Genomic DNA, 24310 nt, shown 5'->3' with positions numbered 1-24310 from the left:
TCGAGCCCGCGAATCCCAACCAGCGCCCTCATCCTGAGGTGCCCGCGCCAGCGGGCCTCGAAGGAGCCCTCCAGAAGGCGCCACGATCCCTGGAGCCCTCCAGAAGGCGCCACGATCCCTGGAGCCCTCCTTCGAGGCCTCCGCTGCGCTTCGGCACCTCAGGATGAGGGGGATTGTTGGGAGGATCAGCCTATCGACCGAACCTTATGGTGCTGGCGCCGCCACCGCGGTCCGGGCGATCACCAGGGGCTCCGCGCTCATCGCCAGCGGCCCGTCGAAGGGGCGCTCGTGCAGGGCGATCAGCCCGAGGGTGGTCACCATCGCCAGCGAGAAGGTCGTCAGGACCGTCGCCTGGGCGGCCGGGTGCTCCGTGTGGACGAGGCCCAGGGCCACCAGGGTCAGCGCCGCCAGGATCAGCAGGGTCAGCCACTTGGTCCCGTCGCTGGCGGTCTGGCTGAGCGCCAGCCGTTCGCCGCGGTCGCTCCGCAGCGCCATGGCGGCGCTGACCAAGGCGCTGTGGGTGGGCGCCCCCGCCTCCGCGGTGATCTTCGGATCGGACACCGTCTCCAGCAGCCGCCGCAGCCCGGCCCCGGCCTCCGGCGCATAGCCGCCCTCGCTCATCCGCGGCCATTCCCGCTCGATCACCGCGTCGAGATAGGCGACGAGGGCCGCCCGGATGTTGCGCATGTCGGAGGCCGAAGCGAGGCTGAGATCGTAGAGTGCCAGGGCGTTGGCGCGCTCGGCCTGAAGGGCGCGGGAGGCCGAGCGCTGGCGCTCCCAGGCATCGTTGGCCACGAAGCCGGTCAGCAGCGCCAGCAGGGTCGCGAGCGCGGTGAAGTAGGTCGGCACCATGCCGGCGCCGAGGCGGCGCATCAGCGGGCGCGTCCGGCGCCGATGCGACAGCCCGTACAAGCCTGCGCTGAGGGCGCCGAACAGCAGGGCCAGCACCGCGAAGATCGCCCAGAGCGGTTGATCGAGCCAGAGTCCGAGGAGCATGCGGCGGCCTGCATCGTGGGCGACGGGGCCGCGATGCTGACAATTTTAGGCTGAGAAAACGTGAAGGTCGCCGGCGGCTCGGCTCGCCCTACCGCCGGCTCGCCCCGTCCCGACAGGGGCGGATCGTCCCCGGCGCCGGGCGCTGATCGGGCGCGGGCGCCGTGAACACCGCTAGATAGGCCCCGTCCTTCAGCGGATGGAACCCGGTCTCCCGATACCCGGCGGCCGCGAGTTCGCAGCGCAGGAGCGCCGGAGGCGTGCCGTGGCGGGAGGGGATGTCGTCGGCATCGACGATGCCGACCCGGCCACCCGGCCGCATCGCCGGGGCGAGGTTGTGGAGCAGGCCGAAGGGTTGGGTGATCTCGTGGTACATGTGCACGAGGATCGCCGCGTCCACGGAGTTCGGCGGCAGGCGCGGATCGTGTGGCTCGCCCCGCACCACGGTGACGTTGGCGAGCCCCTTCACGCGGGTCTCCAGGGCGGCGAGGTAATCCGGGGTGACGTCCTCGGCGAGGACCCGGCCGCCCGGCCCGACCAGGGGGCTCAGCCGCACCACGTAGTAGCCGCTGCCGGCCCCGATATCCGCGACCGTCTCGCCGGGCTTGAACCCCATCCCCCGGGCGACCGCGGCGAATTCGCCGGCCTTGTCGCGCGCGGAGTCGGAGGACCAGCGGGGCGCCACGATCTCGGCCACCGGCCGGTCGGGCTTCGGAAAGGCGTCGGCCGGGGCACCGGGGGGTGCCAGCGGCTCGGCCGCGCGGGCCGGCCCGGCGACGAGGAGAGCGAGAAGGGCCAGGATCCGGATCATGGCGGGTAACACCGGGCAGGCCCGATCGGTGCCGGCGGCGTTGACCGTGCCGCACCCCACGCGCGATCAAGCGCCATGACGCGTACCGACACGCCCTGGCGGGCCACGATCCTGACCCTCTACCCGGAGATGTTCCCGGGGCCCCTCGGGGTCTCGCTCTCGGGCGATGCCCTCGCCCGGGGCACCTGGAGCCTGGAGCCCCGCAACATCCGCGAACACGGAATCGGTCGCCATCGCGCGGTGGACGACACCCCGGCCGGGGGCGGCGCCGGCATGGTGCTGCGCTGCGATGTGCTGGCCAGCGCCATCGACGCCGCGAGCCCGGCCGACGATCCGCGACCCCGCCTGCTGATGTCGCCCCGCGGCCGGCCCCTGACGCAGGCACGGGTGCGCGCCCTCGCGGAGGGTCCCGGCGCCGTCATCGTCTGCGGCCGGTTCGAGGGGGTGGATGAGCGGGTGATCGCCGGGCGCAACCTGGAGGAGGTCTCGATCGGCGATTACGTGCTCTCGGGGGGCGAGATCGCCGCCCTGGTGGTGCTCGACGCCTGCGTGCGGCTCCTGCCCGGCGTGATGGGCAAGATGCAATCGGGCGTCGAGGAGAGCTTCGAGGGCGGCCTGCTCGAATACCCGCACTACACGCGCCCCCGGGACTGGGAGGGCCGCGCGATCCCCGACATACTCTCCGGCGGCAATCACGCCGCCATCGCCCGCTGGCGGCGGGAAGAGGCCGAGCGCATCACCGCCGCGCGGCGGCCGGACCTGCCCGGCGCCGCTCAGGCCGCCTCGAGGTCGATCACGGGACCGTCCCGGTCGTAATCGAGGGGATCGCGCTGCAGGGCCTGCACCGCCGGTCTTCGCAGGCGGCTCGGGAGCGCGATGTGGGCCGTTAACGCTCCAATAACCACAAGTAGAGCGGACCAGATCGCCACTATCGCGGCGCTGTGCATAGACATCGCTGTACCTCAAACGCTACGCGGCACAGCATTAAGCCTAACGGGCCAGGCTTAATCGACTGTTCCGCGCGGGCCGGAGGCCTGTCCCGGCGGGGGCCACCCCGCGAAGATCGCAATGCCGACAGGCGCTTGCCAGACGGCCGGTTTCGGCGCATGCGCGAGCTCGGGACTCCCCTCCGCCGGGGAGCGCCCCTCTGCAGGATGACTTCGCGATGACCAGCCGCCCCACGCAGCGCCCGCGCGTGCCCCATTTCTCCTCCGGCCCCTGCGCCAAGCGCCCGGGCTGGACCCCCGCCGCCCTGGCCGATGCCGCCCTCGGCCGGTCGCACCGCTCGCCGCTGGGCAAGGCCAAGCTCGCCCGGGCGATCGAGCTGACGCGCTCCGTCCTGCAGGTGCCCGCCGAGTACCGGATCGGCATCGTGCCGGCCTCCGACACCGGCGCCGTCGAGATGGCGATGTGGACCCTGCTCGGTCCGAAGCCCGTCGCGGTCGCCGCCTGGGAGGCCTTCGGCAAGGAATGGGTCACGGATGCGCTGAAGCAGCTCAAGATCGATCCGACGATCCACCAGACCCCCTACGGCGTTCTGCCCGACCTGGCAGCGATCGACACGAAGCACAGCGACCTCGTCTTCACCTGGAACGGCACGGCGGCCGGCGTGAAGGTGCCGGACGGCGCCTGGATCGCGGCCGACCGCGAGGGGCTGACGATCTGCGACGCCACCTCGGCGGCGTTCGCTCAGGCCCTGCCCTGGGACAAGCTCGATGTCGTGACCTTCTCCTGGCAGAAGGTCATGGGCGGCGAGGCCGCGCACGGCATGCTGATCCTCTCGCCCCGCGCCGTGGCGCGGCTGGAGAGCCACACCCCGTCCTGGCCGCTGCCGAAGGTCTTCCGTCTCGCCAAGGACGGCAAGCTGATCGAGGGCATCTTCAAGGGCGACACGATCAACACGCCCTCCATGCTGGCGGTGGAGGATTACCTCGACACGCTCACCTGGGCCGAGGGGATCGGCGGCCTGCCGGCGCTGCACGCCCGGGCGGATGCCAACGCCAAGACGATCTACGACTGGGTGGCGCGCACCCCCTGGATCGCGCCGCTGGCGGTCGATCCGGCGACCTATTCGAACACCGGCGTCTGCCTCGTGATCGCCGATCCGGACGTGCTGGCCCGGGGCGACGCGGCGGTCTCGGCCTTCGCGGCGGGGCTCGTCGCGCGGCTCGAGCGCGAGGGCGTGGCCCTCGACATCGGCGCCTATCGCGACGCCCCGGCGGGCCTGCGGATCTGGTGCGGCGCGACCGTGGAGACCGCCGATCTGGAGGCGCTGACGCCCTGGCTGGACTGGGCCTTTGCCGAGGAGAAGGCGGCGCTGACGCAGGCGGCGTGAGAGGCGGCGGCTGCAATCTCCTCTGGGGGCGAGGTGACGCAGCCTTGCCCCGATGACGGGACCGCGCAATGTCTCGATGCAAGCTTCGGAGTTCCACGATGAGCCGCCACGCCGTTGTCCGCTGCGCCTGGGATACGGACGCAGCCGTCTGGTACGTCTCGGAGAGCGATGTTCCAGGGCTCGCGACGGAGGCGGTTTCGCTCGAAGCGTTGCGGCGGAAGCTCCCCGGAATGATCCAGGATCTTCTCGAAGACGATGAGAGTGAAGATATCGAGGTCGATCTCATCGCCTACGCGCATGATCGGGTGCGCGTGGGAGCCGCGTGACCGACTTCACGCCGCCGCTCAAGAAGCTCCTGCAGGCTCAGGGCTATCGCTTCTTCCGCAATGGGCGGGGCGATCACGAGATCTGGCGCAACGATGAGACCGGCCGGAAGGTCGTGGTCGATTCCGCCATAAAATCCCGCCACACGGCCAACGCCGTATTGAAGCAGGCCGGCTTGCCCAAAGCCTTCTGAGGCGCACCGATCCAAGCGGCGACTCCTGCAAAGAAAAACCCCGGCCCACGCGGAGCCAGGGTTTTCCGTTTGGGCGACGCGGCCCCGCAGGACCGCGCCGTTCGCTCTCAGTAGTTGTAGGCGCGCTCGCCGTGATCGGCGATGTCGAGGCCCTCGCGCTCCTCTTCCTGCGTCACCCGCAGGCCGATCGTCAGGTCGACGAGCTTGTAGAGGATCGCCGAGCCGATGCCCGACCAGAGCAGCGTCAGGCCGACCGCCTCGGCCTGGATGATGAGCTGGCCCATCATGTCGTAGGCACCGACCGCCAGTTCGCCCGGCTTGGAGGTGTAGTCGGGGATGCCGACGCCGCCGAGGTTCGGGTCGACCAGGATGCCGGTCGCCAGGGCGCCCAGGATGCCGCCGATGCAGTGGACGCCGAAGACGTCCAGCGAGTCGTCGTAGCCGAGGGCGTTCTTCACCGTGGAGCACATCACGAAGCAGACCACGCCGGCGACGAGGCCGAGCACGATCGAGCCCATCGGGCCGGCGAAGCCCGAGGCCGGGGTGACGGCCACGAGGCCGGCGACCGCGCCCGACAGCATGCCGAGCAGGGACGGCTTGCCCTTGAGCGCCCACTCGGCGAACAGCCACGCCACCGCGGCGGCGCAGGTCGCCACGAAGGTGTTGAGCATGGCGAGTGCGGCCGTGCCGTTGGACTCGAGGTTCGAGCCGGCGTTGAAGCCGAACCAGCCGACCCACAGCAGCGAGGCGCCGATCATCGTCATGGTCAGGGAGTGCGGGGCGAGCAGGTCACGGCCGTAGCCGATGCGCTTGCCCATGATCAGGCAGCCGACGAAGCCCGCGATTCCGGCGTTGATGTGCACCACGGTGCCGCCGGCGAAGTCGAGGGCGCCCTTCTGGAACAGGAAGCCGGCATCCTTGTTGACCGCGTCCAGCGCCGCCTGGGCGGTGGCCTTGGAGGCGTCGTCGGTGGCGGCGGCGAGCGCCTTGGCGGCGTTGCCGACCGCGTCCGGGCCGCCCCAGTACCAGACCATGTGGGCCATCGGGAAGTAGATCACCGTGACCCAGAGGATCACGAACACCACCAGGGCCGAGAACTTCATCCGCTCGGCGAAGGCGCCGACGATCAGCGCCGGGGTGATCATCGCGAACGTCATCTGGAAGCACAGATAGACGTATTCGGGGATCACGACGCCGTTGGAGAAGGTCGCCACGGTGGAGTTGGCATCGATGCCCTTCAGGAAGGCCTTCGAGAAGCCGCCCACGAAGTCGTTGAGGCCGGCACCGTTGGTGAAGGCGAGGCTGTAGCCGTAGAACACCCAGAGCAGGCCGACGATCGACACGATCGCGAAGACCTGGGTGAGGACCGAGAGCATGTTCTTGGTGCGCACGAGGCCACCGTAGAACAGGGCCAGACCCGGCACCGACATCAGCAGCACGAGGGCCGAGGAGATCATCATCCAGGCCGTGTCACCCTTGTTGGGGATCGGCGACGGGGGCGGCGAGGCGGCTTCCGCTGTCGGTGTCTGTGCGAGGGACGGCTCGATCAGGAGGGCGGCGATCGCCGCCCCTCCCAAGCCGAGCATGAGGGCATGACGAAGTTTCATGGGCACGTGGCTCCCGGTCTCAAATCCGTATTGCTTGAAAAGACTCTGTCTTGCGCTGGCCCGGGGGCACCGGGCCGCGGCTCAGAGGGCGTCGGCGTCGGTCTCGCCGGTCCGGATGCGTACCGCCTTCTCCAGCGGCATCACGAAGATCTTGCCGTCGCCGATCTGGCCGGTGCGGGCCGCGCCCGCGATGGCGTCGATGACGCTCGACGTCAGGTCCGAGGCGACGGCGACCTCGATCTTCAGCTTGGGCAGGAAGCTCACCGCGTATTCCGCGCCGCGGTAGATCTCGGTGTGGCCCTTCTGCCGGCCATACCCCTTCACCTCCGTCACCGTCAGGCCATGCACGCCGATTCCGGTGAGCGCGTCGCGCACCTCCTCGAGCTTGAACGGCTTGATGATGGCCATCACGATTTTCATGGGCGACGCCCCCTTGGAAATGCCTGGGAACCGTTGCCGTCACCCGATCCGCGGGCGACCCGGCCGGGGTCGCCCGCGGGGTCGGGATGGCCCGCGGTCGAACGCCGCTATTCAAGGAGCGTGCCAGATAAGCTTAACCGGGAACCTTTTACGCCCGGAGACATCTGCCCACGGATTGACCGCCGACGATCAATCGGCGCGCAGATCCATCGGGCGAGGTGCACGCAATCTGGGCAATCTGCTCACCACGATGCAACCCCACCCGTTGCAGATCGGCAACACGCGCGCGACAACGCGTTTTAATCCCGGACCGGGCGAATAAGGCCCTCCTGTGCCACGGAGGCCACGAGGTTGCCGGCCTGGTCGAAGATCTGGCCGCGGGCGAAGCCGCGGGCGCCGCCGGCGGCTGGGCTGTCCTGGGCGTAGAGCAGCCAGTCGTCGATCTTCACCGGCCGGTGGAACCATAGGGCGTGGTCCAGGCTCGCCGCCTGGATGGTGGGATCGAACACCGAGCGCGCATGCGGGATCAGCGAGACGTCAAGCAGGGTCATGTCGGAGGCGTAGGCCAGGACCGCCCGGTGGAGGGCCGGATCGTCCGGCAGGGCGGCGGCCGCGCGCAGCCAGACGTTGAAGACCGGCTCGGGGGGCCGCCCGCCCGCCTCGGCGGAGAGGTAGCGGTTCAGGTCGACCGGCCGCAGGGCGATGGGCCGCTCGCGGCCGAAATAGGCGGCGATCGCCTCCGGCATGCCGCTGCCGCCGGCCGCCGCCAGGGCCTTGCCGTCGAGGAGCCCCTCCGGCCCCGCGACATGCGGCATCGCGGGCTGGTGGACGAGCCCCTCCTCCACCACCTGATACGAGACCGTGGTGGCGAAGATCGCCCGCCCGTGCTGGATCGCCTTGACCCGGCGGGTGGTGAAGCTGCGACCGTCCCGGATGCGCTCGACCTCGTACACGATCGGCGTACGGGGATCGCCCGGCAGCATGAAGTAGGCATGCAGGGAATGGGCTGGACGGTCGTCCGGCACGGTCCGGGTGGCGGCGACCAGCGCCTGCGCCACTACCTGGCCGCCGAAGACCCGGCGCCAGCCGGTCCTCGGGTTCTGGCCGCGGAACAGGTCGACCTCCAGCCGTTCGAGGTCGAGGATGGCGATGAGTTCGGCGACGGCGTCCGTCATCGCGTCGGTGTTGGCATCCGTCATGGCTGCGCGGGGTTTCCGTTCGTTGCCCGCGTGCGACATAGGCCTTTCGAGCGAACCAAGCCAACGTCTCCCGCGCGGGAGCCACACCGGAGATCCGCCACGATGACGGCCGAGACGCCCCGCCCCGGCAGCCGCCACTTCCTGATCGCCGGCGGCGGCCTGCCCAGCCTCGCCCTGGCGCGCGCCCTCAAGCAGGCCCACGGGCCGGCGCTCGCCGTCACGGTGATCGATCCGGCCGGCGCCGATCCGGCGCGTCATCGCGGCCGGGCCTATGCCCTGGCGGCGGGCGGGCGGCGGATGCTGGACCGGCTCGGGGTCTGGGACAGGCTCACGGGCGCGGTCGAGCCGATCGCCGAGATGGTGATCAGCGACAGCCGCCTCGCCGACCCGGTGCGCCCGGTCTTCCTGACCTTCGGCCAGGATGCGGACGACGAGCGGGACGCCGGCGAGCCCTTCGCCCACATGGTCGAGGCCGAACCCCTGGCCGCGGCGCTGGCGGAGTCCTGCCGGGAGGCCGGCGTCGACTTCATGCAGGCCGGCGTGGTGCGCGCGACTCCGGAGGCCGCCGCGATCCACGCGGAGCTGACCACGGGCGAACGCCTGCGCGGCGATCTGCTGGTGGCGGCCGACGGCGCGCGGTCGCGTCTGCGGGAGGCGGCGCGGATCGGCTGGGTCGGCTGGTCCTACCCGCAGGTCGGCATCGTGGCGACGATCGGCCATGCCCGGCCGCACGGGGGCCGGGCCTTCGAGCATTTCCTGCCCGCCGGGCCCTTCGCGATCCTGCCGCTGCGGGACGGCGGCCCCCTGGGCCACCGGTCCTCGATCGTCTGGACCGAACGTGCGGACGCGGCCGACGCCCTGCTCTCCGGGGAGCCCGACGAGGTGCTGGCCGAGATCGAGCGCCGGTTCACCCTCGATCTCGGAGCGCTCGCGCTGGAGCATGGGCCGAGCCGGCATCCCCTGGCCTTCGGCCTCGCCCGGAGCTTTTGCGCGCCGCGTCTCGCCCTGCTGGGCGACGCGGCCCATGTGATCCATCCGATCGCCGGCCAGGGACTCAACCTCGGCCTCGCGGATGCGGCCGCGCTCGCCGAGGCGGTGACCGGAGCGCTGCGCCTCGGCCTGGATCCCGGCGGCCCCGACGTGCTGCGGGACTACGAGCGCGCCCGGCGCTTCGACAGCTTCGCCATGGCGGCGGCCACCGACGGGCTGAACCGCCTGTTCTCGAACGACGCCCTGCCGCTGCGATTGGCCCGGGACCTCGGCCTCGGGATCGTGGACCGGCTGCCGGGGCTCAAGCGCTTCTTCATCGGCGAGGCGGCGGCAGCCCGCGGATCGCGGCCCCGGCTGATGCGCGGGGAGGCGCTCTGAGGGTGTGTGCGCAATCAACTCGGCCGTGGCGATGTCTCAGAAGGAAGGGTCTGAGACCGTCCGCTTGTGAGCCAAGCTCCGAAGGAGCAGGCAAATCACGCAGCGTTCCGTGGCTCCTATCGGGTGGAGCCCATTTATAGGCCCGCCGCCACGAACGAGCGGATACTTTGGATGAGCTTGCGCTCGTCGAACGGTTTATCGTGGAACACACCGCGTGCCGGGATGCGAGACAGATCCGGTTTCACAGCGCCCGTCAGGATCAGCTCAACCGGCGGCCAGCGATCGCGGATCATCGCCGCCAGCTGCAGTCCCACCACCGAGCCGCGCACATCGAGATCGGCCATGACGACGCGGATGTCGGCGCGTTGTTCGAGGATCTGGATCGCCTTGGCCGGTGTCGTCGCCTCGACGACGTCACAGCCGGCTTCCTCGATGAGGTCTGACAGGACCATCATCTGGATCGGCTCATTCTCGATGAGGAGAACGATGGGCCGCCGTTCGACCGATGCCGTCACACAATCCCCCTTCGAGGACTGGCGTCTGCCCCGATCACGATGCCACAACCTGGGACATGGGCGCACGAAACTCCGCGTCCAGACCCGTGAGAGAGTAATCCAGTCGCGTGTCGCGCGTTCCCACGAGGCCGGTCTGGATCAGCCGCGCTCCAAAGCCGCGCCTCGTCGGTGCGGTCGCAGGCGGACCACCCTGCTCCTGCCATGTCAACACGACGGCCTTCTCTGCGCCGTCCTCAATCCGCCAGGACAGGCCGACCGAGCCGCCCTCGACGGAGAGCGCGCCATACTTGACGGCGTTGGTCGTCAACTCGTGCAGCAGCAGGGACAGCGACAGTGTCGCTTGCGGCGCGAGAGCGAGGCTCGGACCCTCGATGCGGAAGCGCTCAAGGGAAGTCTGCAAGGCCAACACGCTCTCGACGACCGGCTGGATCGGGGCCGCAGCCCAGCTGTCCTGCATCAGCACATCGTGGGCTCGCGAAAGGGCGATCAGCCGTTTGGTGAACGCCTGGACCGGCGCTTGATCGGGCACCGTTCGCAGGGTTTGACCCGCGATGCCCTGGACCATCGCCAGGGTGTTCTTCAGGCGGTGTGACAATTCTCCGTTCAGGAGGACGCGCTGCTGCTCGGCCTGGATGCGCGCGACCGCTGCCTGCACGCGATCGGTCACGGTTTGCACGAAGGCCAGTTCCTTCGGCCGAAAGCTGCGGCCCTTGGCGTAGTGGACGAAGCCGATCCCCACGAGGCGGCCGCGCTCCATTACCGGCACGTTGATCAGCGTACGGATGCCGAGGGCGAGGTATCTCTGAGCCGTGTCCCGGCTGCGGGGATCATTTTCGACGTCCCCGATCAGAACGATCTCGCCGCGCTTCAGATCGTCGATATGGCTGCCATAGTCGCGGAACCCGTGCAGCCCGGCGATGGACTTGACCGTCGGTGCGCACCAGTCCGTTGGGATGTCGAGGGTCTCGTTGAGCGGATCGACGAGACCATAGCCAGCGCGCGAAGCCCCGAGGATCTCCGCCATGATTTCGGCCGCCGCCTGCACGAGTGCGGGCACGGTATCGAGGTCGCGCAAGCGGTCGCCGAGCCGGAGCAGCGCGTCTTGGCGGAGGCCTGCATACTTGGCATCCGTCACATCGGTCGCCACGCCCGGGTAGCGGAGAGGTTGGCCTGCGGCGTCGTGATAGCAGCGCCCGCGGGCGAAGACCCAGGTGATGCCGCCATCTGCCGCGAGCAAGCGGTATTCCTCGGCAAACTCGCCGGCCGTGTCGAGCGCCCTCTGTATGCGCTCACCGACCCAATCACGATCGTCGGGGTGGATGCCGTCGACGAAGGCGCTGAGGGGTGCGCCTGCAGCCGCCACGTCAGGATCGACGCCGTACATCCGGGCGAAGTGCTCGCCGGCGTACAGCCGGTCGTTTGGGATGTCCCAGTCCCACCAGCCCAGCGAGCCCGACGCCTCGAAGGCGAGGCTCAGCCGCTCCTCGCTGACCCGTAGCGCCTCCTGGGCGATGTGCCGCTCGGTCACGTCACGGACGGTACCGAACCAGCGGACGATGACCCCGGCCTCGTCACGGGTGGGCTGCCAGTGGCGGGAGATCCAGCGCAGGGCCCCGTCATCGACCCGGTGGATGCGGTACTCTATCGGTTCGGCCGCGCTGCCGTCTGCGCGCGAGGTCGCGGTAGACAGTTTCGTCCGATCGGCGTGGAGGATCGGGGCTGTCACATCGACGAGACTGTAGACCGGCGCGATCGGCAGCCCGTTCAGCCGGCAGTACTCCGCCGACACCGTGATGTCGCCGCTGGTGACGTCGAGTTCGAAGGTTCCGACCTGCCCGGCCTCTTGGGCCAAGCGCGAGCGCGTGTCGCTCGCCCGCAGCGCCACCTCGGCCGCGCGCCGCGCCGAGATATCGTTGCACAGAATGGCGACCCACCGGTCCTCTGGATCGCCGACGCGGAAGGCCCGCACGTCGAACCAGCGACCGAGCGCGTCCGCCCCGTGTTCGAATTGGATCGGCTCGCCGGTAAGGGCGACGTGACCGTAGGTGTCGAACCAGTGCTGCTCGTGATCGGGTGCGAGATCGCGCATCCACCGACCGGCTGCGCCCCTGAGCCCGGTCTGTTTCACGAAAGCCGGGTTGACCTCCAGGAAGCGGTAGTCGACCGCGCGCAGTCCGTTGGCAGTGTCCTCGAAGCGGAGTCCGACGACGCAAAAGCCGGTGTCGATCGTCTCGAACAGGGAATGATAGCGTGCCTCGCTCCGTTTGACGTCGGCGACGAGTTTCTGCTCGCTCACGGCCGCGACATCCCGGATGCGCAGCGCCTCGCGCAGTTCGAGTTGCGCCACGACCTGGCGCGCCAACGCCCGTAGATCGTCGGCCTGATCGAGCGTCAGTCCCTCGGGCCGGGGCTCGGTGTCGATGGCGCACAGCGCACCGACCACGAGGCCATTGCCCAACCGCAGGGGCGCGCCGGCATAGAAGCGGATATGGGGCTCGCCGGTCACCAGCGGATTGACGGCGGTTCGCGGGTCCGCTGCCAGATCCGGGATGATGAGGAGATCGGGTGCGGAGAGGGCGAACTTGCAGACCGAGCGGTCGAGATCGGTCTCGCAGGGTGGGAACCCGACGCGCGCTTTGAACCACTGTCGGTCGGCGCTGACCAAGCTGACGAGGGCCACCGGCACGGCGCAGAGCTTCGTGGTGAGGCGGACCACATCGTCGAAGCCGGGCTCGGCCGGCGTGTCGAGGACGACGAGGGCGTCGAGGGCGGCAAGTCGGTTCGGGTGACTGACAATCTGATCAGTAGGCAGTGTATTCATCCCACGGGCCAGCAGGGCCCAATCACGCCCACGCTGGCTTTTTTACAGCAAGCTGATCCGGAGACCAGTGTCCGCTTTAGCGCACGCCCGAAAGTCGCGCGAGGGGCTGAGCAGGGTCGAAAGCCGCCACCTCACGCTTCAGCCGACCGGGTTCACACGGACGACGGAGACGATCCGGGCACTCAACCAGCGACCAGCGCGCGGGCCCGGCGCATCCAGCGCAGCGACGCCTCGACCAGCGCGGGCTCGCGATGCTTGAGGATCGCCGATTTCAGAAGGGTCTTGGGTATCTCCCAGAGCTGGACCGACCCGACCGGGAAATGCGCGACATCGCCCGGGGTCAGGTGGTGCCGCTTGCCGTCCGCCTCGGTGATGAACACGTCACCGTCGAGGATCGTGATGATCTCGTCGCTGTGATGGGTCCAGCGGAACGTGCTCGCCGTGGTGCGCCAGAGATAGACGTTCGCGCTTCCGTCATGGGTCTCCGAGACCTCCGCGACCTCGGTGACGGGGTTGCCCGAGACGACCCAGTCCGACGGGATCGGTGCGGGGCTGAAGGCGGCGACCCCGGGCCGCATCGCGGTGCCGGCAATCGGGCGCCCGCCCTCGTGCAGGCGGATCTCCGCGTAGGCGCCGGCGGCGGCCAGAAGCAGGGCGGCGGCGACGAGGATCCTCTTCACGGTCAGCTCCAGCACGCGGCGGACAGTGCCCGCTCGAAGGGTGGCAGCACTGTCGGCTATTCCGCCATCCCTGAGAACTGCCTTTGAGCGCGTTTTACCGGACCTACAGGGTTCTTTGCTGGGTTTGCTTAATCCGACTTCGAGACGAATAGAAACTCCAGCTTCCGGCCCCGACCGGGACGCACGCGGCGGCGTTGAGAGGGCCGGGCCTGCGTGCTGGGCGACGGTCTCCGCGTATCGCCCGGTTCCCGCTGCGCGGGCGGCGGATTATGCGCGCCCCGAGTGCTCAGACGCACTCACTTCGTTCATGCGAGTGAGCACTCGCTCATTGTTCCAGCATCAATTTTTCCAGACTCGGCTGAATCCTCCGTCTGGATCGATGCACTAGCCGCGCCGCTCCACGATCCAGCGCGTCGCGTCCGCCCGGGGGGCGACCACGTCGGTGTCGGTGCGCAGCTGGGGCGAGTAGGCGGGATCCTCCGCCAGCACGTCGTGCCAGCGGCGCAGGAAGCGCGCGGTCTGCGAGCCCGGGGCGAAGCTGGTCTGGCGCGAGGCGCTCTCGTGGTGCGCCATCTCGGCGAACGGCGTGTAGACGATGCGATAGCCGAGCTGGCGCAGCTTCAGGCACAGGTCGACATCGTTGAAATCGAGGGCGAATTCCTCGTCGAAGCCGTTCACGGCGTCGAGCACCGCCTTGCGGGTCGCGAACAGCGCACCGGTCACCGCCGAGCAATCGCGCTGGGTCAGCGCCCAGTCACCGTAGGTCGGTTCCGCCGCGTCCCGGTTGTACCAGGGATGGGCGAACACGTCGAAAATGCCGCCGGTCATGCCGGCATGCTGGATCTTGCCGTTGGGGAACAGCAGCCGGCCGCCGACGCCGCCGACGCCCCGGTCGAGGGCGAAGGTCAGGAGCGCCTCGATCCAGCCGGGCCGACGCACCACCAGGTCGTCATTCATCAGGATGACGAGGTCGGTCTCGGCCGCCCGCCACAGGGTGTTCATCTTGGCGGCGTAGTTGAACTTTTCTCCGGGCGCCCGCATCGTCGGCAGGCGGGTCACCGTGAAGCGGTCCGAGCGGCCCTGGTAGATCGTGTCGTCGGCCACATCGTCGCCGATCAGCACGCGGATCCGGTCGGCCGGATAGGTGCTGCGGCCGAGGCTATCGAGCAGGTTGATCACGTGCGGCTTGGCGCCCTCCACGGGGCGGCCCTGATCGTCCTTGGGCCGGCTCTGGTTGGTCGGCACCACGAGGGTGACGGGCGGGCGCGGGTCGAGCGTCCGGCGGATCTCCAGCGTGTCAGCCGTCAGCCCGGGCCCGGTGCGCAGGGGCATGCCCGTCGTCTCGAACCAGCGGTCGAGGGCGTGAGCGCGCGCCGTGCGCGTCGCCTTGGGCCGCTCCAGCGACGCGGCGATCAGGGTCTCGGGGATCCGGTCGATGCCGATGCCGGCCGAGATCGCCCCGAGCAGGAACCGGAACCACGCGGCACTGGGGTAGCGCTGGCGGAAATCCGGCCTGAGGCCCGCGAAGGCCGTGGCGCGGACCAGGAGCGGGAAGCCGATATAGTCGTCGGCCATCAGCAGGGCCGGGTTGAAGGCCGGCTTGCAGTGGACGCTCCGGATTTGGCCGGCGCCGTCCACCACGGCGTCGTCGCCGTAGAAGATGCCGATATCGGGCCGCGCGGCCAGGGCGCGCGTGACCTGGGCAACGAGGTCGGGGCGCAACTCCGCGGCCGCCGGGGCCACGAATACGGCCCGGCAGGATGGCAGCTGGCCGGCGGCGATCTGGTCGAGCCGCCGCTCGTCCACGGGGCGGAACTGCGGGTCGAGGGGCAGCGGCAGGATCGCGTCCGGCCACGCGAGCGTCCCCCAGGAGGCCGACGGGGCCGGGACCGGCTTTTTCTTCAACACGGGTCGCGTCTCCGGGGCGTCAGATTCGTTCGGCGGCCAGGAGACGATCGAGGCTCGCCTCCATGGCGGCCGCCACCGCGCCGGTGGACAGCCGCTCGCGGATCCGGGCCCGGGCGGCGGCGCCGATCCGGGCCGCGTCCCCACCCGTCACCGCGCGGGCCGCATCCGTCAGCGCGCGGGCGAGGTCGGCCTCGTCCACTTGGCCCCATTCGGCCCCGCGCAGGTACGGGCCGTAGGTCTGGTCGAGCGCCGTGACCTCGGCTTTTACGGGGAAGCCGCAGCTGGCGTCGAGGAAGTCGCGGCAGCCGCCGTAATCGGTGGCGACCACGACCTTGCCCATCTCCATCGCCTCGGCGATCGTCAGGCCGAACCCTTCCGAGGAGTGCGACGAGGCATAGACCGCGCAGAGCGCGAACAGGGCGCCGAGCTCATTCTGCGACAGGGGCTGGTCGATCACCACCACGTCGCCGGCCTTGCCCACGAGATCGAGGAGCTTCTGGCCCTCCTCGGGCAGGTCGAAGACGTGCTTGGTCTTGAGCACGAGCTGCCAGCCCGCCTGCCCCAGCCCCGCCGCCCGGAACGCCCGGATCAGGGCGTGCGGGTTCTTGCGGGCGAGATAGCTCGACCCGTCGAACGCGTAGAGGATCACCCGCTTGGCGGGGTCGATCGCGAAGGCCTTGCGCAGGTTCGCCTTGGCGGCGGCGCTCGCCGGCTCGCCGGCCTCGTTCTCCACGACGTAGGGCACGACATCGACCGGGATGTCGGTGATCTGCCGGAAGATCGCCGCGCAGAATTCGGTGGGCGCCCAGATCGCGTCGAGGCGATCGACGGTCGGCAGCCAGCCCCCCGGCACGTGGGAGGTCTCCCACACGAACAGCCCGATCCTCAGCGGGGCCTGCGCGGCCACCGCCTGCTGCGCGTCGCTCATCAGCGAATGCCAGCTGTCGCCATTGAAATGCACCAGGGCGACATCCGCCGGGCCCGAGAAGGTCCGGGCCTGCCACGCCGGCGCCACCCGGGCGTGGACGTGGAAGGGCCGCTCCATCGGGTGGATGTTCAGCGCGAACGGGGCGTGGTGGAGCGCACGGACGTAGCTGCGGCCGGCGACGCCGAGGCCGTTGGCGTAGTTCATCGGCGCGACGAACGACACGCGCAGGGGCCGCTCCGGCGCCTGGGGCTTGCGCAGGTCCGCCCAGATCCGGGCGCCCGGGTAGGTGTAGGTCACGTCGAGCCGGTCGAGGTCGAAGCCGCTCGTCGCGATCGCCTCCCGCACCGCCGTACCGCCGATCGCGGCGTGCTCGCCGAGCAGGGAGCGCTTCACGAACGGGAAGCCCTGGGCCAGCATGTTCTCCCAGTCGAACAGGGTGCGGTTGTTGCGCGGGTCGTTGACCAGCGACATGTGCTTGTTCTGCGCCGAGAACAGGCTGCGCATCCCGAGCCCCGCGGCGCGCATCCGCTGCGAGAAAGTCAGCTCGTACTCGGTGATCACCGAATTCTTGTCCGGCCAGTTCGCCACCGACAGAAGGAACTGGTTGAACGCGTAGGACGACAGGCAGCGCCGCTTCAGGGCCAGGAAGAAGCTCTGGAGGTGGTGAGAGTAATAGAAATTGTCGGCGAGTCCGATCACCGCCTCCGGAAACGCGTCGATCTTCGCGAGCAGCGCGGAAAAATCGGTCCGGCCGAGGGGGCCGACGAGGCTGTCGTTGGCGAGGTACAGGGTCTCGGCGTCCAGGAGATCGGTGTCCTCCAGGAGGACATGCGCCCAGGCGGCGAAGTCGAACCCCGTGTTCTCCCGCAGGTAGACCGACGCGCACAGATCCAGGATCGCCTGCGGCACCGCGTTCTTGAGCTGGTCGGCGGCAATGATCAGGACGATGTCGGCGCCGTTCTCCGCGAAGGCCTTGAGGTAGGGCTCGACATGGCCCCGGATCCGCCCCTCGGGGCAGTGGGTGATGAACAGGGCCGTGCGGCTGTGCCGGCGGGGCTCCCGCTTCAGGCACGAGAGGCGGGCATCGGACGCCTCCGGCACCGCCGTGCCGGGGACGCGGCGGGTGAGCCGCCCCGCCTCCAGGCCGGTCAGCACGTAATCGACGAGCGGGTTGAGCCCGAGGGCCGCGACCCTCGGATAGCGGGCGAGATACCAGGGCGCGTCGAAGCGCGGCGACGGGCTGGTGCTGCGCCCGCCATCGGCCAGGAAATGCACCAGCGGGTTCTGCCCGGCCTCATCGTCGGCGAGGTAGGTCTCGGCGTACCAGCGGGTGTCGAACCAGGGGCCGGGGTCGAGCCCCTCGGCGGCGCCGTGCTCCAGATAATGGACCAGGGGATTGAGGGCGTCGGCCCGCACGGCGGCAGATTGCGCGGCGTACCAAGTGGGGTCGAACAGCGGATGGGGCGCGTAGCGGCGGTAGCCGCCCGCCATCACGTAGTGCTCCAGGGCCTCAAGCCCGCTGGTCTCGGCCTCGGGACAGCGCGCGCGGTAGAATTCCGCGTCGAAGAGTCCGGCCCGGCGGATCAGGTCCACGTGCCGCGACAGGCCGGCGAATTCCTCGGGGTTGCGCAGGTAGCCCTGCTTCCGGCCGGTCTCGTAATAATGGGCCAGCGCGCTGCCGCCGGCCGCCCGGGCATCCGGGTAGCGGGACAGGTACCAGGCCGTATCGAACGCCGGCGACGGATCGGTATCGGGGTGGGCCAGGAAGTGCAGGAACGCCCGGCCGCGCTGCGCCGCGCCGCCGAGATAGCGCTCGGCGTACCAGTCCGGATCGAACAGCGGGTTGGGGCGGATCCCCGCCTCGGCGCCGTGGTCGCGGAAGTGGAGCACCGGGTTGACGCCCTCGGCCCGCAGCCCCGGCACGGAATCGAGGTAGAGGTCGCCGTGGAACAGCGGGTGCGGCCAGCGCCCCTCCCGGCCGCCATGGACCGCGTAGTGTACCGCCGGATCGATCCCCTCGCCGACCACGTCGGGGTAGCGCCTTGCGTACCACGCCGGATCGAACAGGTCGGACGCCCTCACGGCCTGGACGACATCCGCCTGCCGGGGCTCGCCGCGGCGGCGCTTCAGGCGCCGGGTCAGCGGACGCGCGAGGGACTGCGCCGCCCCGGCGAGGCCGGCTTTGTCCGACGATCCGGCGGCGAACACATCTCGAAGGCGCATGGTCAGGTCCGGATACGCGGGAAGCCCGTGCAGCTGCCCACGCCGCGATCCGCGAGAGACATCAGGGGAAATCGGCCGGTCCGGCGATCGCGGGCGGGACCGCCCCGGCTTGGGCGCCTTCCTAAAGGTCCGGGTCGCCGACGCCAAGACCTTCGCCGCGGCTGGAACCTGGACCTATACCGAGCTCCGGCCTCCGAACCGGTCCGCAGCGATGCCCGAAACTGCGGATCGCGTTCGGAAATGCAGCCCCTCGCCTATCCCGCGGCGACCGCAATCGTGTACGAGGCGCGCTCACGGCCGTCATAGACGACACGCGCGGCCTTCGGCAGCCGATCCGCCTCCCCGCGGATCGCGAAGGCCCGGGCCGCTCGAACGCGCGCGGCTCCCCGTCCGCCTCGACGGATGGCGGCCACCTGCACCTGCCGCAACCGATGGAGCCTACCGCAATGAGTGAACGCATCATCCTCCGCGCCGGCGAGGCCCTCGTGGCGGGCGGGCCGCCGAACACCGCCTCCGAGCCCGAGGTCATCATCGGCGAGCTCGACGGGCCGGTCGGCACCGCGCTCGCGACGCTGACGGGCGATCAGGTCGTCGGCCACAGCCGCGTCTTCGCGCTGCTCAACACCGACATCATGGTCCGCCCGGTGACGCTCTGCGTCTCCAAGGTCAGCGTGACCGAGAGCAAGTACACGTCGATCCTGATGGGCACGGTTCAGTTCGCCATCGCCAACGGCGTGCTGGACGCGGTGCGGGCCGGCTACATCCCGAAGGAGAAGGCCAACGACCTCGGCATCATCTGCTCGGTCTGGCTGAGCCCGGGCGTGATCCAGGCCGAGACGGTCGACCACAAGGCGCTGTTCGAGATCCAGCGCAAGGGCATGACCGAGGCGATCCGCAAGGCGATGACCAACGAGCCCTCGATCGACTGGCTCCTCGAGAACCAGGATAAGATCGTGCACAAATACTACACGATGGGTCTTCAGGGTAAGATCTGACCCGCACCGGGGCGCGTTCGGCGCCCCAAATCGGCGTGCGGCGATCCCGACCTTGCCAGCCCGGTATCATCAGCCCCACACTTACGGGATTGACCGGTGGGCCCCTTCGAGGCCCGGGCAGGAGTTGGATAGCGGCATGACGCAGGGGATCAGCCCGGCCACCACCCTCGACGACGGCATCGTGGCGACGGCGGAGAGCTGCCTCGCCGATGTCGGCGCGGCGCGGGAGGCAATCCACGGGGTGATCTTCGGCCAGGAGAAGGTGGTCGATCTCGCACTCGTGACCATCCTGGCCGGCGGCCACGGCCTGCTGGTCGGCCTGCCGGGGCTGGCCAAGACCAAGCTGGTCGAGACGCTCGGCACCGTGCTCGGCCTCGACGCGCGGCGCGTGCAGTTCACCCCAGACCTGATGCCCTCCGACATCCTGGGCACCGAGATCCTGGAGGAGGATGCCGAGCGCCGCCGGGCCTTCCGGTTCGTGCAGGGGCCGGTCTTCACCCAGCTCCTGATGGCCGACGAGATCAACCGGGCGAGCCCGCGCACCCAGTCGGCCCTGCTCCAGGCCATGCAGGAGGGCCACGTCTCAGTGGCGGGCGCCCGCCACGACCTGCCCCGACCGTTCCACGTGCTCGCCACCCAGAACCCGATCGAGCAGGAGGGCACCTACCCGCTGCCCGAGGCGCAGCTCGACCGGTTCCTGCTGGAGATCGACGTCGGCTACCCCGACCGCGCCGCCGAGCGCCGGATCCTGATCGAGACCACCGGCGTCGACGAGGTGCGCCCGCGCGCCGTGATGTCCACCGAGCAGTTGCTCACCGCCCAACGCCTCGTGCGCCGGCTGCCGGTGGGCGAGGCGGTGGTCGAGGCGATCCTCGATCTCGTGCGCGCCGCCCGGCCCGACAGCGGCGACGCCATCGTGAAGGACAAGCTCCTCTGGGGTCCTGGCCCCCGCGCCAGCCAGGCGCTGACGCTCGCCGCCCGCGCCCGGGCGCTGATCGAGGGTCGGGTCGCCCCCTCGGTGGCCGACGTGAAGGCGCTGGCCGAGCCGGTGCTCAAGCACCGGATGGCGCTGAGCTACACCGCCCGAGCCGACGGCGAGACCATCGAGGGGCTGATCGCCAAGCTCGCGGAGAAGATCTGATCCGGAAGCATTTTCGAGTTGGGTGGATGCCGGCTAACAGGAAGACAATGCGTGCTTTCGAGCCATCGGCCGCGCTGAGCCGCCTCGGAGGGCTGCGCTGACGATGGTCGCGACGAACGCCCTCGACGCGGGCAGGCGCACCCCCGGCCGGCGCGAGAGCGAAGGCGCGACCGCGCTCTCCGACAAGATGCCTCGCCTCGTGCTGGAAGCACGGCGCGTGTCGAGCCTGCTGGCCCATGGCCTGCACGGCCGCCGCCGGGCCGGCCCGGGCGAGAGCTTCTGGCAGTTCCGTCCTTTCGTGACCGGCGAGGCCGCCGCGCGGGTCGACTGGCGCCGCTCGGCCCGGGACGACCGGCTCTACGTGCGCGAGCGCGAATGGGAGGCCGCCCACAACATCTGGCTGTGGATCGACCGCTCGGCCTCCATGGGCTTTGCTTCGGATCTGGCTTCCGCTCCGAAAGTCGAGCGGGCGCTGATCCTGGGCCTCGCCCTGGCCGACGCTTTCGTGGAGGGCGGTGAGCGGGTGGGTCTCCTCGGGCTGACCCGGGCCAGCGCCTCGCGGGGGATCGTCGAGCGGCTGGCGCAGGCGCTGGTCGCCGACACGGCCGGCTTGACTCAGGACCTGCCGCCGCAGGCGCAGCCGGCCCGGTTCGACGAGGTGGTGCTGATCGGCGACTTCCTCACCGAACCCGACCGGATCGCATCCTCCGTGCAGAGCCTCGCGGGCCGCGGCAGCCGCGGCCATCTGCTGATGGTGGTGGACCCGATCGAGGAGACGTTCCCGTTTACCGGGCAAGCGGTCCTGCACGATCTCGAAGGCAGCCTCAGCCTCGATATCGGCGATGCCGACGCCTGGGGCGCGCGCTACCGGGCCCGGATCGCCGAGCACCGGGCGGCGCTCGCCGCCATCGCCCGTGGCCAGGGCTGGACCCTGACGATCCACCGCACGGACCGGCCGGCGAGCGAGGCGGCCCTGCGGCTCGCCACGCTGATCGCCGCCCGCGGCACGGAGTGAGGCCGCCATGCTGGGTCTGACCTTCGCGGCGCCCCTGGCGCTCGCCGCCCTGATCGGCCTGCCGGCCCTGTGGTTCCTGCTGCGGGTGACCCCGCCGCGCCCGCGCCGGATCAACTTCCCGCCGCTCAAGCTCGTCGCCGACCTGATCCCACAGCGGCAGACCCCGGCGCGCACACCGCCCTGGCTCCTGATCCTGCGGTTGCTGATCGCCGCCGCCCTGATCCTGGCGGTGGCGGGCCCCGTCTGGAACGCCGGGGGCATCGGGGCCGGAGGCGGACGCAGCGCCCTCCTCGTGCTCCTCGACAACGGCTTCCCCGCCGCCCACGACTGGCGCGACCGCCTGCGCGTCGCCACCGACGCCGTGGAAGGCGCCGCCCGCGACGGCCGCCCGGTCGCCGTGATCGGTCTCGCCGACGCCCCGGCGGCCCTTGAGGCGAAGACCCCAGCCGCCGCCCTGGAGCGCCTGCGCGCCCTCGCGCCGCGCCCGATCGTGCCCTCCCGCGACGCGCATCTCGCGTCGATCGAGACCTTCCTGGACAAGAACCGCGGCGCCGGCCTCGTCTGGATCAGCGACGGCGTCGCTGGGGCGGAGGATACGCGCTTCGTCAAGGCGCTCGCCGACCTCGCGGGCGACAAGGGCGCCGCGCTCACCGTGCTGCGCGCCGACCGGCCGCCGGCCCTGGCGCTCACCGCCACCGAGACGGCCGGCAAGCTCGTCACCCACGCCCTGCGGGCAGTTCCGAACGGGCGCGATACCGGCGTGATCCGGGCGCTCGACCAGAAGGGCCTGCCGCTCGCCGAGCGGGATTTCGCCTTCGCGGGGGATGCCACCGAGGCGGAATCGACCTTCGAGCTGCCGGTGGAGCTGCGCAACAGCATCAGCCGGCTGGAGATCGCGGGGGAGCGCTCGGCCGGGGCCGTGGTGCTGCAGGACGAGCGTGGCAAGCGCCGCCGGGTCGGCCTCGTGTTCGGCGGCACCCTCGATCAGGCCCAGCCCCTGCTGGCGCCGACCTACTACCTGTCCCGGGCCCTTGCGCCCTTCGCGGACGTGCAGGAGCCCCGCGGCGCCAAAGGGACGGCGGAATCGATCAATCAGCTCCTCGACAATCAGGTCTCGGTCCTCGTGCTGGCCGATGTCGGCGCCCTCGACGAAAAAACCACCGCGCGGATCGAGAGCTTCGTGAAGGATGGCGGCATGCTGCTGCGCTTCGCCGGCCCGCGGCTCGCCGCCGGCAACGACCCGCTCGTGCCGGTGCGCCTGCGCCGGGGGGGCCGGACGCTCGGCGGCACGCTGTCCTGGGACAGCCCGAAGACCCTCGCACCCTTCCCGCCCGAGAGCCCCTTCGCGGGGCTGACGCCGCCGGCCGATATCGGCGTGCGCCGCCAGATCCTGGCCGAGCCCGACGGCGACCTGCCGAACCGGACCTGGGCCTCCCTTCAGGACGGCACGCCGATCGTCACGGCGCAGAAGCGCGGCCAGGGCACGATCGTGCTGTTCCACGTCACCGCCGACACGACGTGGTCGAACCTGCCGCTCTCCGGATTGTTCATCGACATGCTCCGGCGCGTCGTGGCCCTGGCCGGCGCGTCGGCCCCGGTTCAGGGCGAGGCGCCGCGGGCGGCCGCCCCGGTCCTCGCCCCGCGGGTGACGCTAGACGGGTTCGGGGCGCTCGGCTCGCCCCCGGCCTCGGCCACGGCGGTGTCGGCCGATTACGCCGACCGGGCGACCCTGGAGCATCCGCCGGGCTTCTATGGCCCGCCGGACGGAGGCATCAGCGTGAACGCCCTCAAGCCCGATGACAGGCTGAAGCCCTTGGATATGACCGCCATCAGCGGCGCCCGGTTCGAGTCGCTCGCTGGAGCCGAGACCGTCGACCTGCGCCCGAGCCTGTTCACCCTGGCGCTGCTGCTGCTCGCCCTCGATACCCTGGCGGGCCTGTGGCTCGGCGGCTTCCTGCGCCGCGGCGGCCTCGCCGCCCGCCTGCGCGGCCGCCCGGCGGTTCTGGCGCTCGTGGGACTTGTCCTGCTGGCGACCCTGCCGGCCTCGCCCGTCCGCGCCGAGGAGGCCCAGCCGCCGGTCAACCGGCCGAACGGCTTCGAATCCGCCCTCGTCACGCGGCTTGCCTACATCATCACGGGTGACGCCGCCGTCGACGAGGCGAGCCGCACCGGTCTCACCGGCCTGACGCAGATGTTGGCCTCCCGCACCGCCCTGGAGCCGGGCGAGCCCGCCGGGATCGACCCCGCGAAGGACGAGCTGGCCTTCTACCCGCTGATCTACTGGCCGATCGCGCCGAACCGGCCGCAGCCCTCCGAGACGGCGATCCGCAAGATCGACGCCTTCATGCGCAACGGCGGCACCATCCTGTTCGACACACGCGACGCGCTGACCGCCCGGCCAGGCGGCCCGCCGACCCCGGAGGCCACGTATCTGCGCACCATGCTGGCGACGCTGGAGGTGCCGGAGCTGGAGCCGGTGCCGCTCGACCACGTGCTGACCAAGGCGTTCTACCTCGTGGACAGCTTCCCGGGCCGCTACGCCACCGGCCAGACCTGGGTCGAGGCCCTACCGCCGGCCGCCGAGGGCGCCGAGCGCCGCCCGGCCCGGGCCGGCGACGGGGTGAGCCCGATCATCATCACCGGCAACGACCTCGCCGCCGCCTGGGCGATCGGCCGCCGGGGCGAGCCGCTCTACCCGGTGGTGGGCGGCGACCAGCGCCAGCGCGAGATGGCGTTCCGCGGGGGCGTGAACATCGTCATGTACACGCTCACCGGCAACTACAAGGCGGATCAGGTGCACGTGCCCGCGCTGCTGGAGCGGCTGGGGCAGTGAT

19 protein-coding genes are annotated in these 24310 nt (G+C 70.5%); 9 read left to right on the top strand and 10 right to left on the bottom strand.

Annotation, left to right across the window (positions count from 1 at the left end; all coding sequences use genetic code 11):
* Positions 1 to 204 precede the first annotated feature (204 nt).
* Both AAHG09_RS10080 and AAHG09_RS10075 read right to left on the bottom strand, forming a co-directional pair.
* Positions 205 to 996: a bestrophin-like domain gene (locus AAHG09_RS10080; protein WP_342106906.1), complete on the bottom strand. Its 792-nt coding sequence runs from the start codon at positions 994 to 996 to the stop codon at positions 205 to 207.
* Between the two features lie 88 nt (positions 997 to 1084).
* Positions 1085 to 1804, bottom strand: a complete 720-nt coding sequence (locus tag AAHG09_RS10075; protein WP_342106905.1) for a class I SAM-dependent methyltransferase — start codon at positions 1802 to 1804, stop codon at positions 1085 to 1087.
* A gap of 75 nt (positions 1805 to 1879) precedes the next feature.
* Between AAHG09_RS10075 and trmD the strand changes: the two genes are divergently transcribed.
* From trmD to AAHG09_RS10055, 4 genes are all read left to right on the top strand, one after another.
* Positions 1880 to 2620 (top strand): tRNA (guanosine(37)-N1)-methyltransferase TrmD, encoded by a 741-nt coding sequence (gene trmD / locus AAHG09_RS10070; RefSeq protein WP_342106904.1) that lies wholly within the window; start codon positions 1880 to 1882, stop codon positions 2618 to 2620.
* A gap of 349 nt (positions 2621 to 2969) precedes the next feature.
* A complete protein-coding gene (locus AAHG09_RS10065) occupies positions 2970 to 4139 on the top strand; it encodes a phosphoserine transaminase (protein ID WP_342106903.1) in 1170 nt (389 codons plus the stop codon).
* A 98-nt stretch (positions 4140 to 4237) separates the two neighbouring features.
* On the top strand, positions 4238 to 4465 hold the full coding sequence (locus AAHG09_RS10060) for a DUF1902 domain-containing protein (protein ID WP_342106902.1): 228 nt from the start codon (positions 4238 to 4240) through the stop codon (positions 4463 to 4465).
* Positions 4462 to 4656 (top strand): type II toxin-antitoxin system HicA family toxin, encoded by a 195-nt coding sequence (locus AAHG09_RS10055; RefSeq protein WP_342106900.1) that lies wholly within the window; start codon positions 4462 to 4464, stop codon positions 4654 to 4656. Before AAHG09_RS10060 ends, AAHG09_RS10055 begins: the two co-directional genes overlap by 4 nt.
* A gap of 107 nt (positions 4657 to 4763) precedes the next feature.
* On the opposite strand, the gene AAHG09_RS10050 is transcribed toward AAHG09_RS10055, so the two are convergent.
* The 3 genes from AAHG09_RS10050 to tesB all read right to left on the bottom strand — a co-directional run bounded on the left by AAHG09_RS10050 (position 4764) and on the right by tesB (position 7882).
* Positions 4764 to 6263 carry an ammonium transporter gene (locus AAHG09_RS10050; RefSeq protein WP_342106899.1) on the bottom strand — a complete coding sequence of 500 codons (1500 nt, stop codon included), beginning with the start codon at positions 6261 to 6263 and terminating at the stop codon, positions 4764 to 4766.
* A gap of 81 nt (positions 6264 to 6344) precedes the next feature.
* Complete coding sequence (locus tag AAHG09_RS10045) at positions 6345 to 6683, bottom strand: P-II family nitrogen regulator (RefSeq protein WP_010683623.1); 339 nt, start codon at positions 6681 to 6683, stop codon at positions 6345 to 6347.
* A 299-nt stretch (positions 6684 to 6982) separates the two neighbouring features.
* On the bottom strand, positions 6983 to 7882 hold the full coding sequence (gene tesB / locus AAHG09_RS10040) for an acyl-CoA thioesterase II (protein ID WP_342106898.1): 900 nt from the start codon (positions 7880 to 7882) through the stop codon (positions 6983 to 6985).
* 102 nt (positions 7883 to 7984) lie between these two features.
* On the opposite strand from tesB, the gene AAHG09_RS10035 reads away from it, so the two are divergent.
* On the top strand, positions 7985 to 9250 hold the full coding sequence (locus AAHG09_RS10035) for an FAD-dependent monooxygenase (protein ID WP_342106897.1): 1266 nt from the start codon (positions 7985 to 7987) through the stop codon (positions 9248 to 9250).
* Between the two features lie 134 nt (positions 9251 to 9384).
* On the opposite strand, the gene AAHG09_RS10030 is transcribed toward AAHG09_RS10035, so the two are convergent.
* The 5 genes from AAHG09_RS10030 to AAHG09_RS10010 form a co-directional block, all read right to left on the bottom strand.
* Positions 9385 to 9765: a response regulator gene (locus tag AAHG09_RS10030; RefSeq protein ID WP_342106895.1), complete on the bottom strand. Its 381-nt coding sequence runs from the start codon at positions 9763 to 9765 to the stop codon at positions 9385 to 9387.
* A gap of 34 nt (positions 9766 to 9799) precedes the next feature.
* On the bottom strand, positions 9800 to 12586 hold the full coding sequence (locus AAHG09_RS10025; RefSeq protein WP_342106894.1) for a GAF domain-containing protein: 2787 nt from the start codon (positions 12584 to 12586) through the stop codon (positions 9800 to 9802).
* A gap of 182 nt (positions 12587 to 12768) precedes the next feature.
* Complete coding sequence (locus AAHG09_RS10020; protein WP_342106893.1) at positions 12769 to 13266, bottom strand: cupin domain-containing protein; 498 nt, start codon at positions 13264 to 13266, stop codon at positions 12769 to 12771.
* Between the two features lie 384 nt (positions 13267 to 13650).
* On the bottom strand, positions 13651 to 15174 hold the full coding sequence (locus AAHG09_RS10015; protein WP_342106892.1) for a glycosyltransferase family 2 protein: 1524 nt from the start codon (positions 15172 to 15174) through the stop codon (positions 13651 to 13653).
* A 19-nt stretch (positions 15175 to 15193) separates the two neighbouring features.
* Complete coding sequence (locus AAHG09_RS10010) at positions 15194 to 18325, bottom strand: rhamnan synthesis F family protein (protein ID WP_342106891.1); 3132 nt, start codon at positions 18323 to 18325, stop codon at positions 15194 to 15196.
* Between the two features lie 446 nt (positions 18326 to 18771).
* On the opposite strand from AAHG09_RS10010, the gene AAHG09_RS10005 reads away from it, so the two are divergent.
* From AAHG09_RS10005 to AAHG09_RS09990, 4 genes are all read left to right on the top strand, one after another.
* Positions 18772 to 19320, top strand: a complete 549-nt coding sequence (locus AAHG09_RS10005; protein WP_342106890.1) for a formaldehyde-activating enzyme — start codon at positions 18772 to 18774, stop codon at positions 19318 to 19320.
* 136 nt (positions 19321 to 19456) lie between these two features.
* Positions 19457 to 20461 carry an AAA family ATPase gene (locus AAHG09_RS10000; RefSeq protein WP_342106889.1) on the top strand — a complete coding sequence of 335 codons (1005 nt, stop codon included), beginning with the start codon at positions 19457 to 19459 and terminating at the stop codon, positions 20459 to 20461.
* 103 nt (positions 20462 to 20564) lie between these two features.
* Positions 20565 to 21476: a DUF58 domain-containing protein gene (locus AAHG09_RS09995; RefSeq protein ID WP_342106888.1), complete on the top strand. Its 912-nt coding sequence runs from the start codon at positions 20565 to 20567 to the stop codon at positions 21474 to 21476.
* A 7-nt stretch (positions 21477 to 21483) separates the two neighbouring features.
* Positions 21484 to 24309 (top strand): DUF4159 domain-containing protein, encoded by a 2826-nt coding sequence (locus tag AAHG09_RS09990; RefSeq protein ID WP_342106887.1) that lies wholly within the window; start codon positions 21484 to 21486, stop codon positions 24307 to 24309.
* The last annotated feature ends 1 nt before the right edge of the window (position 24310 follow it).

It is taken from the genome of Methylobacterium guangdongense (assembly GCF_038442355.1).
Classification (GTDB): domain Bacteria; phylum Pseudomonadota; class Alphaproteobacteria; order Rhizobiales; family Beijerinckiaceae; genus Methylobacterium; species Methylobacterium guangdongense.
Note: the sequence above shows the minus strand (reverse complement) of the source record. Positions and strands in the feature narration are given on the sequence as shown.

What these genes read in the sequence shown, in the direction of transcription:
- AAHG09_RS10060 (WP_342106902.1), top strand. Translation starts at nt 4,238, where the DNA reads ATGAGCCGCCACGCCGTTGTCCGCTGCGCCTGGGATACGGACGCAGCC.
- AAHG09_RS10045 (WP_010683623.1), bottom strand. Translation starts at nt 6,683, where the DNA reads ATGAAAATCGTGATGGCCATCATCAAGCCGTTCAAGCTCGAGGAGGTG.
- AAHG09_RS10050 (WP_342106899.1), bottom strand. Translation starts at nt 6,263, where the DNA reads ATGAAACTTCGTCATGCCCTCATGCTCGGCTTGGGAGGGGCGGCGATC.
- AAHG09_RS09990 (WP_342106887.1), top strand. Translation starts at nt 21,484, where the DNA reads ATGCTGGGTCTGACCTTCGCGGCGCCCCTGGCGCTCGCCGCCCTGATC.
- AAHG09_RS10075 (WP_342106905.1), bottom strand. Translation starts at nt 1,804, where the DNA reads ATGATCCGGATCCTGGCCCTTCTCGCTCTCCTCGTCGCCGGGCCGGCC.
- AAHG09_RS10005 (WP_342106890.1), top strand. Translation starts at nt 18,772, where the DNA reads ATGAGTGAACGCATCATCCTCCGCGCCGGCGAGGCCCTCGTGGCGGGC.
- AAHG09_RS10080 (WP_342106906.1), bottom strand. Translation starts at nt 996, where the DNA reads ATGCTCCTCGGACTCTGGCTCGATCAACCGCTCTGGGCGATCTTCGCG.
- trmD (WP_342106904.1), top strand. Translation starts at nt 1,880, where the DNA reads ATGACGCGTACCGACACGCCCTGGCGGGCCACGATCCTGACCCTCTAC.
- AAHG09_RS10025 (WP_342106894.1), bottom strand. Translation starts at nt 12,586, where the DNA reads ATGAATACACTGCCTACTGATCAGATTGTCAGTCACCCGAACCGACTT.
- AAHG09_RS09995 (WP_342106888.1), top strand. Translation starts at nt 20,565, where the DNA reads ATGGTCGCGACGAACGCCCTCGACGCGGGCAGGCGCACCCCCGGCCGG.
- AAHG09_RS10010 (WP_342106891.1), bottom strand. Translation starts at nt 18,325, where the DNA reads ATGCGCCTTCGAGATGTGTTCGCCGCCGGATCGTCGGACAAAGCCGGC.
- AAHG09_RS10000 (WP_342106889.1), top strand. Translation starts at nt 19,457, where the DNA reads ATGACGCAGGGGATCAGCCCGGCCACCACCCTCGACGACGGCATCGTG.
- tesB (WP_342106898.1), bottom strand. Translation starts at nt 7,882, where the DNA reads ATGACGGATGCCAACACCGACGCGATGACGGACGCCGTCGCCGAACTC.
- AAHG09_RS10065 (WP_342106903.1), top strand. Translation starts at nt 2,970, where the DNA reads ATGACCAGCCGCCCCACGCAGCGCCCGCGCGTGCCCCATTTCTCCTCC.
- AAHG09_RS10035 (WP_342106897.1), top strand. Translation starts at nt 7,985, where the DNA reads ATGACGGCCGAGACGCCCCGCCCCGGCAGCCGCCACTTCCTGATCGCC.